Below are 13,016 nucleotides of genomic sequence, written 5' to 3'. Positions count from 1 at the left end.
CTCTTGCAGTTTCCGGTAAATTTTCGTCGTCGTGCTTGGCACCTCGTGTTTTTCGGGATTAAGAGAAAATGGAGCATATATCTCGCCACCAGAAACCTTACGGAAAACAATCCGGTTCGCTACCTCAACCATCTCCTGAAATTCCAAGCGTCATGCTCCGGGAAGAAAACTCGGGTGGAGCAACCCGAAAGTTCGGTATGAAATCTTGAAACGCCATTGGTCGACATTCCTGTCCTACGCAGCTTCGAGCGGCAGTCTCTTTGCGGCAAACATCGCGCAGCTTTTTACATTTGCCATTCTGGCGCGGTATCTCGGCTCTCATGAGTTCGGCCTTTTCGTAACGGTAATGGCGGTAACCAGCATCGCTACCTTCATCTGCGGCCTGGGGGGAGCAGAATGCCTCGTTCGGCGCGTGGCGCAGGACCGCGCCATTTATCCTGCCATGCTCGGTCACAATCTCATTCTCATTGCAATAACCGGCATTGTCCTCGTCGCCGCAGGAATGATCATCTTACCGTTCTGGCTGAACAGTTCTCCTGAATTTTCAGGGAACTCCCTTGGCCTTTTTCTGCTGCTTGTCACCAATATTGTGCTTGTGCGTCTCATCCTGCTGGTCGAGCAGATTTATATCGCACATACCGACTTCATATCAGCCAATCTTTCCGTTGTTGGATTTGCCATTGCGCGCACCATTGCCGCAGCGACCGCCTGCCTTGTATTCGGTGTCTCCACTGTGGTCGGATGGGCCTATTGGCAGTTTGGTGTCCATGTATTGGTTGCAGTTGTCTATGCCCTGTTTCTGCGTCGGCTCGGCAGGCCGCGATACGTTCTCGTGCGCGACGAAATACGGCTCGGCGTGATGTTTGCATCGCAATTCATCTTCAAGGCTGTGCGCCAAAACGCCGACCTTCTGCTCCTCGGCACATTGATGCCGCCAAGCATCGTCGGTAGTTATGGCGTCACACGTCGTATCATCGACAGCAGCACATTGACCGTAGAGGCGATGAACCGTCTGGTCTATCCTCATCTGGCGCGCGCTAGCGCAAACGGCATCCATCATGCCCTGCCGATCACAATGCGCCTGCTGGGTGCCGCATTTGCAATCGGCATATTCACCTCGCTGGCCGTCTTTATTATTGCGCCCTATCTGCCCTATCTGTTTGGCCATGAGTACGAAACGCTGGTTTCTTTTTGCCGCACGCTTTGCTGGATCACGGTGTTTGTCGCCCTGTGGTCGATAGCGGTTGACCTTCTGGGGGCAGCAAGCCAGCATAGCTATCGCACCGCGGTCCTCAACACAGGCAATATTCTCGGCGCGCCGCTTCTGGCACTGGCGACGTGGTATGCGCCGATCACGGGAACTTTCGCGGCCATTTACGTAATTGAAATCAGTATTGTGCTGGCATCATGGGGATGCGTTATCTATCTCGTTCGCAGGAGTCGCGACGCAGAAGAGAAGAAAGCGGTTTCAACAGTGGGGACTTAGATGACGGATATCTCGATCTCGGCAAACGACGTCAGGCCGCGGCGTGTTCGCGCAATGAAGATCGATGATATTCCTGCTATTCGCACCCTCTTCCAGCAAGTTTTTCGTCCACATTCAAAGTCGTGCCACGAGACTTTTGATCAATATTTTCAAAAGTTCTTTTTTGAAAACCCTTACTACGACCCAGCGATTGGCAGCGTGGTCCATGAGGACGAGCACGGTGAGATCGATAGCGCGATCTCGGTCCTGCCTATCCCCTATAGGGTCAATGGCCAATCGATCATGGGGCGATTGCTATGCGCTTTCATGATGAAGCCGGAAATGTCGCCACGCGGCGCCGCCGAACTGACACTCACTTTGCGGCCGAGTGAAAATATCCTCAACTTCACCGACAGTGCTGCCCCTGTGAGCCTCAAGCATTCCGAAGCGATTGGCGGGATAACACTCAGCACACACGGGCTCGGTTGGACACGTGTCTTCCGAGCTGCCAGCTATGTAGCCAATTACGTTGCCGAACGGCGTCCAATTCTGGGTGGATGGGCAACCAGTTCAGTGGGCAGAATGCTCAACCCGCTTTTTCCAATTCCCGCGATCAAGAGAGCAGCCAAACCCCGGGCGAATGTGAGTGAAATTGCGCAAGACGAAGCCATATCTCTGGTTCCCGGCTACCTGCAAAGCTATTTGGCACATCCAGCCTGGACAGAAAGCGACATCAACTGGCTGTTCCTGATGGCGTCAGACAATCACGCTGCCGGCGCCTTGCGGTTCTGCGCGATCAACGACCGCACCGGCAGTCCGAGCGGGTTCTTCTGTTACTATATGCGTCCCAATGGCATCGCAGAAGTTCTGAACATCGTCACAAAAGCCGGAATGGAAAAACATGCCGTCGATGCGATGCTGGTCCACCTGCAGGATGAAGGGCATATTGCGGCACAAGGCAGGGTTGATCCGCGTTATCTCAATGCGCTTTCACAGCAGTCGATCATGTTCTTCCGTCTGAAAGCCAACGTCTGCGCTGCCACAGCGAACGCAGAAATGCTGAATGCAATTCAGCGCGGCGATATCTTTATTGGCGGGCTTGCCGGCGAAAGCTGGAGCAGGTTGTCGACGGACTTCTATTGAACAGCGAGCTTCCTTTCCAGAAGAAAGAAAGTCGTAGGCCCCGTTTTGCCCGCACCATTATCCAACCGGAAAGCGATAGGACCAGACCCGGCAGCTATTTTTTCGTGAATCTTGCCGTCAAGACCGATCGGCGATAGTGCCCATGAAACTGTGTTGCCTGCCAGATTCACATCTACCCGATTGCGCAGCAAAGTGACGGGCAGACGTCCCCAATCCTCAATGATTTTCTCCGCCTTGTCGCGGAAACGCATATCGGAGTTGCGGGCATCGCTGGCGAAAATTATAAGCAGTTTTTCACTGTCCTTCAGTTCTTTTCCATCAATTGCCGAAACCGCAAACAGCCCTCTTTCCTCGGCATTGCCGAGGGATAGTTCACTCAAAGTCAGGTGCTCTTTCAGTTCGGCAAAGGCGATGGCCTCGGTCTCAGGTGTAACGACCTGCATCCGCTGCTTATTACGGTCAAGAAGGACTTGGCCCGTGGCACTTTCAAACAAGCCTTGCGAGGGGTCGGTTGCATTATCCTCCGGCAAGAGTTCTGCGGCCTTCAAACGCTGCAACACGTTGTCGAGCGATACATTCCGATAATTGATCGAAACCGATTTTTGCAAATTTTGCGGCCAGGCCAACTCTCTTGTGGCAAGGCCGATCCCACCGATAAGCGCCAATGGCTTCAGTCGCGCGGGTTCTCGAAACTCAAGCGAATTACCGAGGCTCGTCTCACCCTGCATCATGAACGGCACATTGAAAGCTGCGGTTGCGACGTCGCCCCTGCGAAACAGAAGCGATGCCAGCGTTTCACCGGCGCGTGCGACGGGATCTGCAGCGAAGGTATAAGGCACAATGCGTTGACGGAATGGAGCCGCCTCGTCAAATGCAAGCGTCAGGGGCCCTTGACCGTGGCGGCAGATACCATCCCAGCCCTGCAAAGCGGCATAGGTTGGCATCACGATTCCGGCTTCGTATCGATAGCGGTTCCAAAACAAGTGTTCGTATTCTGTTACAAGAAAAGGCCGTCCGAGCCAGCGTCCGGCAGCAATTTCACCAATGTAGGAAGCGGTGTCGGAAATCGAACTTGCATGTTTGATTTCGGTACCCGGATCGAGGGTTCCGATCCAATCATGGTAGGTATTGGCAACGACCGCTTTCTGGTTCTGTCGTGAAAGAGCTGTCTGGACTGTGAACCAGTTGTTATAGGGAGCGACGAGGCCGCGATAACCGAGTTGGCGGAGCGCCTGCTCCATCCGTTGGGCCAACAAGCGTTCTCTCTCAACGAGAAAAGCCTGGAAATCCCGGAGCCGTTCGCCGCCGCCGCTGCGGCTTTCCGGCAAATGGATCGTCTGCTGCTCCAGATTTTCGCCGGACGCCAGGCCGCCCCAGGCTCGTGACAATGCCCGGGTATTCGCATATCGCGTCTTCAAAAATGTATTAAATGCAGGACGATAGCCGGACCAAAATGTCGTCCCGTCATTGGGCTCGTGCACAAAGCTGGTAAACTCGATACCATTTTCGTTGAACGGAATGATCAGCGCGAGCGCAGGGTCGTGCAAAGGTGCAAGCCCCGTATAGGGATTGACCGTGGCGTAGACTTCTTTCTGAAAACGCAGCCAATGATCGAATGCTGTATCATCCACATAGGCCCGGCGCTTCAGATTACCCTCCGTTCCCCATCGATCGGTGTCCTTGCCGCCCAAAGCGCCGCTTTCTGACGTAAGCCCATCGATGATCCAGTAGATGCCTTCGCGCTTGAGAGCCGCCATAAGGTAGCGCATCCGGTCCAGCGCTTCAGCGCGGAAACCGAAATCACGCGGCTGCCCGAGCATCAGATCAGCATCGACGAAATGAAACCGGGCTATGTTGTAGCCGTGCAGCCGGAGCTGCCGCACATATCGGTCGATAAAGGCATGATCAACCGCGCCCGATGATGGAGGTCCCCAGGCAATCGCCGCACATTGCAGCCGCATCGCCAGATCGGGCTTGTCGGCCTGTGCGAGACGCCCATCGGCGTTTGCTATCAAACGATTTTTCTCTTCGATCGGCGTGTTTGGAAAGAAACCCGAAAAATCGAGGGGGCTGCCAGCGGAGATTTCGAGATTGTTTTCTGTGACCGGAAGCCATTCTTCACCACTGGCACAGGGCATTGCGAGGCCAATGAATGAGGCGGATAGGACCTGTCGCAGAATGTCCATCAGGGCTCCCTTATAACCTTGCTCTCAATCCAGTCGGTGGGTTTACGGCGCGGCTGAAAAAAGCCAAGGGGTAGTGCTGCTGCATGAAATATCCATGCCACCACCGCGTAAACTCCAAGTTCGATGCTGCGCGACCGGACAGACATCGCCACGAACGGGATCGCCGCAATCACCGCTGCCGCAGAAATTGCCAGGGGCCATCCCGGCACGAACAGCAGAGCGGCAATGATCGCCAGCCACCAAAGATAGACCGCCCCCCAAAGCCGCAATTCCGGCAATTCGCGGAACAGATTTTTTTGATGCGGTTGCCCCATCGCCGCACGCAAGACTTCACCGGTTCCGCGCAGGTACTTGCTTTTCCAGCGGCGGACCAGGAGTTTGTAGGCGTTCATCGTATAGCCGAAATGCTGCACGAACGGCCGGTCCAGACGATGGAGTTTCCATCCATGGCTTCGCAGGCGCACACCGGCATCAAACTCTTCGTGACCGTGCAGATTGCGATCCGAGAAATATCCGGCCTGCTCAATGGCGCTGCGTCTGTAAAGCCCGCCCCCGTTCATCCGGTCGATATTGCCGGTCCGCGCTTCGGGCGAATGCCGCTTTGCACGGCGCTGGAATTCCAGACTCTCCAGAATTTGATCCACAACATGGCCCGTCACTCCGCCGACATCGGGGTGCCTGTTGAGGTAATCAAGGGCAGCCGGCAGAAAATCGGGCTCAATTATCATATCGCCATCGATCAGGCAGATAAAAGGCTGGGTCGAATATTGAAAACCAAGCTGCGGACCGAGGCCACAGCTGGCCTGCGCAGGAGGCTCGATCTGCACAATCTTGATCGGATATGCCCGTGCGATCTCGATTGTGCGGTCCGTCGATCCACTATCCGCGACGATCACTTCCACTTTTCCGCCGGGCAAAGCCTTCAAGGCGCTTTCTACCGCCCCGGCGATACGCTTTTCCTCGTTCAAGGTTTTGATGATAATCGAGACAGACATCGTTGCCCTATTTGTGAGAAATACGCGCGAAGCAATTTAGGATCAGGACCAAACAAGCTAGCAATTCATAGTTTTTTTTGGTTTCAAATCCACTAAACACTTCAACTCTAAAATGAGATTCGACCCGCTGTTAGCCGGAATTTCCCCAACTCAGAATTCTGAAAGCGTTTTATGCTGACCAATGATTTTGAAATTCGGGTTTTCAGCAGTGCGGAACGGCTATCCATAGACTGGCCGGACGCCGATGACAAAACCGGCAGCGCGTTTTTTGTTTTCCAGTCCAAATCCTTTATACGAGCATGGGAAGCAAGCTATGGACAAAAATCCGGTGTGCAACTGTGCTTGACGGAAGTCCGCCAGTCCGATGGCACGCCGCTTCTTTTTCTGCCGCTCTCTATCACACGTATCTGCGGTTCCCGGGTCCTTTCATTTATTGATGAGGGCGTAAGCGATTATAACGCCCCCATCGTTTTTCCAGCCGCGGCAGAGCTTTCGCACGACGCCGCAATGCGTATCCTTGCAGCTGTGGTTGCAGCAGTTCCCTCTCACGATATCGTTGCGCTTTACAAAATGCCGGAAAATGTCGAGGGCCTTATCAATCCCTTATGGTCGGTAACTGACCGCTTTTCCGATGCGTCCACACACGCGATTTCACTGACACGTCCGATCGACGAGATAGAGAAATCCATACAAGGTATTGGCAATATCAAAAAGCGTGATCGAGCGTTGCAGCAGATGGAAGGAAGCCGTTTTCTTATAGCTCAAACCGAAGCTGAGCGTCGGACTGTCCTGGATGCCATGCTGCGCCAGAAACAACGGCGATTTGAAGAAACCATGGTGCCCGGTTTCGATGCCCATCCTGAGAAACGACGCTTTTTTGAAGAAGCGACGGAGCATCTGGCCCGGCACGACGCCCTACACCTTTCAGCACTCACTGTGGGTGAAACCGTATTGGCCACTATGTGGAGCGTCATCCGAAATGACCTTTATTGCGCAATGATCATAACGTTCGAGGACGGCACCTGGAGCAGATTTTCACCGGGAAAAGTGCTGATGTTGCGCCTGTTGTCTGCGCTCAAAGCGGATGGCTACACCGTTTTCGATCTCGGCTTTGGCGATGAGCCGTGGAAGTTCGGCGTGCGCGACCGAACGACATCCCTGCGGGACTATGTTCGCCCGGTCACTGTCCATGGACGTATGTCACTCATCCTCGCACATTATCTGGAGAGAATCAGAGCAACTTCCTTCTATAAAAAGCTGCGCCCGCTGAAATGGCGGCTGCTGCGCAAATTCGGTTAGGACGATCTAAGCCGCACGTTTCGGGAGCCGAACCATAAAGGTCGATCCTTCGCCCAACTGCGAGCGAACGACCAGACGTCCGCGATGGCGGGCAAGGATGTGTTTTACAATGGCAAGGCCAAGCCCTGTGCCCTTTTGGGCCCGGCTCGTCTCCACATTGATCCGATAGAAGCGCTCGGTCAGGCGCGGCAAATGCTCGGCGGCTATGCCCGGGCCAAAATCCTGAACCGACGCGACGACCTCCGGGGAACTGCCGCTGTCGTCTTCATCCAGCTTGACGATGACGCGCTTGCCACCCTGTCCGTATTTGCAGGCATTCTCCACGAGGTTCTGGAACACCTGAATAAGCTCGTCACGCGCCCCGGTGACCATGACAGGGTGATCCGGCAACACGCGCTCGATATGAATGTCGAGACCGGCTGCCAGCGGCGCCAGCGTATCGGCGACGTGATTGAGAATGGAAGTTACGTCGACGCATTCATTGACCGTCAGATGGGCCCGCATTTCAAGGCGCGACAGGGACAAAAGATCATCAATCAGGCGCGACATGCGTTCAGCCTGTTTCTGCATGATATCCAGGAAGCGATCGCGTGCCGCCGCGTCGTTTCGCGCTGGCCCTTGCAGAGTTTCGATAAACCCGCGGAGCGAAGCGAGCGGTGTGCGCAGCTCGTGGCTTGCATTTGCGATGAAATCCGAACGCATGCGATCGATGCGTCGCGTTTCGCTCTGGTCGCGAAACAACAGCACAAAAAGTTCGGGCCTGCCGTCCTTGCCCGGCAACGCCTTGACCATGGCCTTGAACCAGCGATCTATCGGAACGCGCTCGAAATATTCTATGCTTCGTGCTTCGCCATCTGCGATCACCCCTTGAATCAAGGCGTGCATTTCCGGCGCACGAAACCGCAGATAAAGCGCTGTGCCGGTTTCCAGCGACTGGAACGCTTCGATCGCCGCTGAATTGGTGAACAACACCGTGCCACCGTGATCGAAGACCACCATCGGGTCGGTCAAGAGATCGGCCAGACGCTCGCCGGACACTCCCGCCATTTCGTTAGGCGTTATATTCTTTACCGGCACTTCGTCTGGTTCGGTGCTTGCGACTTCGCTTGCGAGCCACACAGCGCCGAGAACAACGACGGCCAGCAGGCCTGCACGAAACCAGAAGGGGAGATCAAGGGCCAGCACGCAGACGGCAAGCACCATGCTGGCGATCACAACACCCTTGACCCGAAGAAGCGGTTCGAAAATAGACTTCTCCGCTTCAGGTTCTGGACCGGTGTGATTGCCTGCCTCGCTCATGCTGCTTCCTTCTGCGGTTATGGCTCAGACTTTAGAGCGGGATGTTGTAAGCTCAATCGTCATCCAGCCCTAAACTTTTGTTTAAGCATGATTTCACCCGAAAAACCGGTTCCCACTTTCGGAATCATGTTTTATCCGGAAATGCTCGGACGTCCTTTACGTAGCTTCCAAACAGCCCATATCATGCCTTGATATAAACGAAAGGGAATTGCCGTGGGTGACAGTTCGAAGACAGCTAACAAAAAGAAAGACAAAAAAGACGAGGCAAAACCAGGCGACAAGCCAATCAAGCTGAAAATTGGAGGTGAGGCGCGGTCGTTCGACATAAACGATCCGAAGCTGCCGAAATGGATCGATGACAATGCGTTGCTCTCAGGCGGATATCCCTATCCGTCCAAGATGAAGTCGGAAGAATATGAAGAAACGCTCGAGCGGCTTCAGATCGAGCTCGTCAAACTTCAATATTGGCTCCAGGATACTGGCGGACGCGTCATCAGCGTCTTTGAAGGCCGGGACGCTGCCGGCAAGGGCGGGACAATCTTTACGATCCGCGAGTTCATGAACCCCAGAACCGCCCGCAATGTCGCCTTGCCGAAGCCAACCGAAACCGAACAGGGACAATGGTACTTCCAGCGTTACGTCGCGCATTTTCCAACGGCTGGAGAGTTCGTCACATTTGACCGCTCCTGGTACAACCGGGCGGGCGTGGAACGCGTCATGGGCTTTTGCACGCCGACGCAGCTTGAGACATTCCTGACCGAAACGCCCGATTTCGAGCGCATGATCGTGACCGACGGCATTCACCTTTTCAAGTTCTGGCTGGATATCGCCCAGGAAATGCAGCTCAAGCGCTTTCATGAGCGGCGCCACAGCCCGCTCAAGAACTGGAAGTTCTCGCCGATGGATGTGGCCGGTATTTCGCGCTGGAATGATTATTCCGATGCATTGCACACCATGCTCGAAAGGACGGATACGGGCTACGCTCCCTGGACCATCATCCGTTCAAACGACAAGAGGCGCGCCAGACTGGCTGCAATCCGGCGCATCCTTTTGACCCTGCCTTATGAGGGAAGGGACATTCAGGCAATCGGCGCCGAGGATCAGTCAATCATCGGACGCGGCTCCACATTCATCACTTCGTCGCCGGCGGAGAGGTAAAACAGGCTCGGCTGGTGCGGTGTCTTTTCCCACAGATGCGGCACATGCACCAGCTGCCATAGCGCACGCCAGGCCGCGATTGAAATCAACACCCAATATACCGGGATTGAGAACAGGTACGCATATCCTCCCAATTCCGTTGGCTCCATCGTTCTCGCCCCGAGAAGGTAGAAACTCAGATAGGCTAACAGAATGTTCGTCAGATCGATCCCCAATAGCCAGATACTGTGTGTCGTCAGCGGCCCGAACAGCATGCTTATCAGCAGGAAAGCGAACATGGCGAGCATCAGAGGATGCAGAAGCGCCGAACCAATTATCCCCAGGGTATAAATCTGATTGACGGAAAACCTGAACCAACCAAGCTCGCGCCAGGTATTGTGCGGCTGGCGTCCGTGGACGAGCCATGTCTGCATCCAGCCCTTGAGCCAGCGTGTCCGCTGCTTGCGCCAGACATCATAGTTTACGGGCGCATCTTCAATCGTACCACGCGTGATGACACCGATACGATAACCAAAACGAGCAAGCCTCACACCGAGATCGGCATCTTCCGTGACGTTGTAGGCATCCCAGCCCCCAACCTCTTCCAGACAAGACCGCCGGAAATGGTTGGAAGTCCCGCCGAGCGGAATAACATGTCCCCGAGAAGCAAGCCAAGGCAGCAGCCCGCGGAAAAGCGCGGCATACTCGAACGCAAACATTCGCGTCAGAAGATTATCGCGAAAATTCCCGATAATCAGCGGGGCTTGTACGCAGGCCAGCTTGTCGCCCTCGACCTGAAAAGTCTGCCATGCTTCAAGCAATTGATCAGGATGCGGACGGTCCTCGGCATCGAAGACTGCGACAATCTCGCCCCGGGCAAACTGCAATGCATAATTCAATGCCTTCGGTTTCGTCTTCGGCCCGCCGGACGGCACGAGAACCAGTTCAAAATTCGATGGCAGCCGCACACGACGTATAGCCGCTATCGTATCAAAGTCGTCCTTCTCGCAGACAAGCTTGATGTCGAGTTTGCTGGCAGGCCAGTTCAGCCGTTTCAAGCTCGTTACAAGCTGGCCTATCACCTCCTGCTCCCGATAGAGCGGCACCAGGACGGAATAGATCGGTAAATCGCGCGGCCTGCTTTTCCTGATTTCCAGAAATTTCAGCCGACGTCCGGCGACCGCTGCGAACAGACGGATCATGACGCATCCGAAGAAGAATATCGACAGCGCCACGTGGAGAACAAGGAGAGTGGTCGCAGGCCAATTGAAGATGCAGGCGAAAAACGCATAAACCGCCATCGCGATTATAAATGCCTGCGGCGTATCCAGAACGCGCGAGGCGGAAAGCGATTGTGGTGTCATTTCATAGGCTCTGGCGATCAGATCCTTCTGATGTCGTTGCCGCATGACCTGCTTCAAAAGCGTGGGCGTGCAAATCCGTATTCGGTTCTTCAATTGCGGTGTTGCAAGAATATAATCCCGAAGCGTTTTGATGCGATTTTCCGATGGAGCTATATAGAGATAACTGCCTCCGTCTGCGCCGAGCACCATAACCTGCCCGACATCGATAAAAGCCGATGGCTTCTCTTCGCCCGATACGAAAATACGGGACGGTAGAGCTTCGTTTGTGAACTCGACCCCCAAAAGGTCGGCGATAGCTGCATAAATGACCGTTTCTGCAACGTCACCTCGCTGAACCAGTTCCACACAAAATGATGTCCCATGGCGAGCAGCCGCACTATATGCCCCCAGCAACGCCTCTCTCGATATGCCACATTGTTCCAGTCTGGCAGATATGGCGCTGCATATCTCCAGATCGAACGCAGTCGATACACTACTCATAGTACCCCCGCACTACTGAATATTTGTGATTTATATTTTAGAAATTAACTAATATACTAATTTTACCGGATCCTATATTAGTTAATTATTCCGATAAAACTGCAATCGGAAGGTAATATACTCCAAAAGAATTGCAACCTTTATTTTCATCGAACCTTCGGTGAATATTGAAGGCCGCTCCATCGTGCGGTTAACGTGAAATTATAAAAAGGAGAGCAAAGACGGGTCATGAAACTCCACCTTCCAAGACTGCTGATCGCGCTCGCATCCGCGTGTGGTATTCATAGCGCGCAGGCTTCAGACGCACAGCCGGAGGCTCCTTCCTTCATCAACCAGAAGGAGCGCCTGCCATTGCCGTCCCTGCAAGCGCTCACGCGATTGAGGTTCATCACAACCGTCGACTTTCCCCCGTTCAACATGCTTGGCGATCAGGGACAGCTTTCCGGCTACAATGTCGATCTTGCCAAGGCCCTTTGCCGGCAATTGGGTGTTGACGACATATGTCAAGTCGAAGCGGTGCCTTGGAACGAGTTGGAAGAGCGCCTGCTCACCGGGCAGGCCGAAGCCATCCTTGCCGGATGGAAGCCGACCGAAGCAAACCGCGAAAAATTCGCCTATTCGCGGTCCTACATGCGGCTGCCCGCGCGTTTTGCGACGACCAATGCCAGCGCCTTTAACGATGATCCCGTGACAGCCACGAAGGGCAAGAGCGTCGGCGTCGTTGCAGGCACGGCCCACGAACAATTGTTGAAAAGCTATTTTCCCCAGGCGCTCGCAAAAACTTACCCTGATGAATCGAGCATGCTCGCCGAGCTCAGGAGCGGCAAGATAGGCATCGTCTTTCACGACGGCATGTCGCTTTCCGTGTGGCTTAACAATCCCGAGGGCCATGCATGCTGCACCTTCGCAGCCGGTCCCTATCTTGCGCCGCAATATCTGGGCTCCGGTCTCAGCATTGCCGTTGCGCAGAAAAATACTCCTCTTGTCAGCGCCTTCGATAATGCCCTGCAAGCATTGCAGCAGAAGGGCACGCTGACGGAGCTTTACCTACGCTATTTCCCGAACAGCTTTTACTGAGCCGAAGGTCGGATCGGCGGATCGCCGGAATTAGGCCATCCATTGCGTGCCATTTTGACGCAGGAAGAAGCTGCCACATACCGAGTTTTCAGATATTTTTGAAAGTTCCGATATATCGATACTTACAGTACGAAAGTAAAATTGTTTTCTATCAAATAAATAACGCGCGAAGCGCGCTTTTATATCGGTGACACAACAGACAAATCAGGATGGGTTGCGCAGCTTCTAGCACAAGCGAACCGATAAATACATCCATTTATTTTGACTTGAACAAATCCGCCTCCGATCAATAATCAAATTGAGGGAGAAGGAGGATATATACAATGTTCGATGGTGTACCTGCTCAATGGCACAAGACTCCGGAACAAACAAAACGCTCGCCGAATGAAGCCGCCTACGTGTTTCTGGGCATCATGCTTGCAGCACTCAGCGTACCGGCGACTTTCCTAGGCTGGGCAATCGTTCAAAGTATCGCATCGCTTTTCTAGAGCACTACCAGCAAAAGGCTGTAACGGTTTTGCGTTCGGAAATGCGGCAAAAACAAATAGATAGAGCGGTCACAACGATTCCG

At 54.0% G+C, this 13,016-nt stretch carries 10 protein-coding genes; 6 read left to right on the top strand and 4 right to left on the bottom strand.

Features of this window, described 5'->3' with window-relative positions; translation table 11 throughout:
• The first annotated feature begins 205 nt into the window (after nt 1-205).
• The gene (locus J9800_RS11960; protein ID WP_114214143.1) at nt 206-1,486 is read left to right on the top strand and encodes a lipopolysaccharide biosynthesis protein; all 1,281 of its coding nucleotides are present in this window, start codon (nt 206-208) and stop codon (nt 1,484-1,486) included.
• A complete protein-coding gene (locus J9800_RS11955) occupies nt 1,487-2,608 on the top strand; it encodes a hypothetical protein (protein ID WP_114214144.1) in 1,122 nt (373 codons plus the stop codon). It begins immediately after the preceding gene.
• Here the strand turns inward: J9800_RS11955 and J9800_RS11950 are convergent.
• Both J9800_RS11950 and J9800_RS11945 read right to left on the bottom strand, forming a co-directional pair.
• A complete protein-coding gene (locus J9800_RS11950; RefSeq protein WP_114214145.1) occupies nt 2,602-4,794 on the bottom strand; it encodes a glycoside hydrolase in 2,193 nt (730 codons plus the stop codon). The two genes, J9800_RS11955 and J9800_RS11950, sit on opposite strands and share 7 nt — an antisense overlap.
• Nucleotides 4,794-5,789 carry a glycosyltransferase family 2 protein gene (locus tag J9800_RS11945; RefSeq protein ID WP_112589863.1) on the bottom strand — a complete coding sequence of 332 codons (996 nt, stop codon included), beginning with the start codon at nt 5,787-5,789 and terminating at the stop codon, nt 4,794-4,796. The genes J9800_RS11950 and J9800_RS11945 overlap by 1 nt, the downstream gene beginning before the upstream one ends.
• 171 nt (nt 5,790-5,960) lie before the next feature.
• On the opposite strand from J9800_RS11945, the gene J9800_RS11940 reads away from it, so the two are divergent.
• On the top strand, nt 5,961-7,088 hold the full coding sequence (locus J9800_RS11940) for a GNAT family N-acetyltransferase (protein WP_114214146.1): 1,128 nt from the start codon (nt 5,961-5,963) through the stop codon (nt 7,086-7,088).
• A 6-nt stretch (nt 7,089-7,094) separates the two neighbouring features.
• Here the strand turns inward: J9800_RS11940 and J9800_RS11935 are convergent, their stop codons facing one another.
• The gene (locus J9800_RS11935) at nt 7,095-8,387 is read right to left on the bottom strand and encodes an ATP-binding protein (RefSeq protein WP_112589858.1); all 1,293 of its coding nucleotides are present in this window, start codon (nt 8,385-8,387) and stop codon (nt 7,095-7,097) included.
• A 213-nt stretch (nt 8,388-8,600) separates the two neighbouring features.
• On the opposite strand from J9800_RS11935, the gene ppk2 reads away from it, so the two are divergent.
• Complete coding sequence (gene ppk2, locus J9800_RS11930) at nt 8,601-9,545, top strand: polyphosphate kinase 2 (RefSeq protein ID WP_114214147.1); 945 nt, start codon at nt 8,601-8,603, stop codon at nt 9,543-9,545.
• On the opposite strand, the gene J9800_RS11925 is transcribed toward ppk2, so the two are convergent.
• Nucleotides 9,488-11,368: a glycosyltransferase gene (locus tag J9800_RS11925; RefSeq protein ID WP_205315860.1), complete on the bottom strand. Its 1,881-nt coding sequence runs from the start codon at nt 11,366-11,368 to the stop codon at nt 9,488-9,490. The genes ppk2 and J9800_RS11925 overlap by 58 nt on opposite strands.
• A 228-nt stretch (nt 11,369-11,596) precedes the next feature.
• On the opposite strand from J9800_RS11925, the gene J9800_RS11920 reads away from it, so the two are divergent.
• A complete protein-coding gene (locus J9800_RS11920) occupies nt 11,597-12,445 on the top strand; it encodes a transporter substrate-binding domain-containing protein (RefSeq protein ID WP_114214149.1) in 849 nt (282 codons plus the stop codon).
• Nucleotides 12,446-12,768: 323 nt separating this feature from the next.
• Nucleotides 12,769-12,933, top strand: a complete 165-nt coding sequence (locus J9800_RS11915; protein WP_006466025.1) for a hypothetical protein — start codon at nt 12,769-12,771, stop codon at nt 12,931-12,933.
• The last annotated feature ends 83 nt before the right edge of the window (nt 12,934-13,016 follow it).

It is taken from the genome of Ochrobactrum sp. AP1BH01-1, assembly GCF_018066705.1.
Classification (GTDB): domain Bacteria; phylum Pseudomonadota; class Alphaproteobacteria; order Rhizobiales; family Rhizobiaceae; genus Brucella.
Note: the sequence above shows the minus strand (reverse complement) of the source record. Positions and strands in the feature narration are given on the sequence as shown.

What these genes read in the sequence shown, in the direction of transcription:
- J9800_RS11955 (WP_114214144.1), top strand. Translation starts at nt 1,487, where the DNA reads ATGACGGATATCTCGATCTCGGCAAACGACGTCAGGCCGCGGCGTGTT.
- J9800_RS11950 (WP_114214145.1), bottom strand. Translation starts at nt 4,794, where the DNA reads ATGGACATTCTGCGACAGGTCCTATCCGCCTCATTCATTGGCCTCGCA.
- J9800_RS11945 (WP_112589863.1), bottom strand. Translation starts at nt 5,789, where the DNA reads ATGTCTGTCTCGATTATCATCAAAACCTTGAACGAGGAAAAGCGTATC.
- J9800_RS11940 (WP_114214146.1), top strand. Translation starts at nt 5,961, where the DNA reads ATGCTGACCAATGATTTTGAAATTCGGGTTTTCAGCAGTGCGGAACGG.
- J9800_RS11935 (WP_112589858.1), bottom strand. Translation starts at nt 8,387, where the DNA reads ATGAGCGAGGCAGGCAATCACACCGGTCCAGAACCTGAAGCGGAGAAG.
- J9800_RS11925 (WP_205315860.1), bottom strand. Translation starts at nt 11,368, where the DNA reads ATGAGTAGTGTATCGACTGCGTTCGATCTGGAGATATGCAGCGCCATA.
- J9800_RS11920 (WP_114214149.1), top strand. Translation starts at nt 11,597, where the DNA reads ATGAAACTCCACCTTCCAAGACTGCTGATCGCGCTCGCATCCGCGTGT.
- J9800_RS11915 (WP_006466025.1), top strand. Translation starts at nt 12,769, where the DNA reads ATGTTCGATGGTGTACCTGCTCAATGGCACAAGACTCCGGAACAAACA.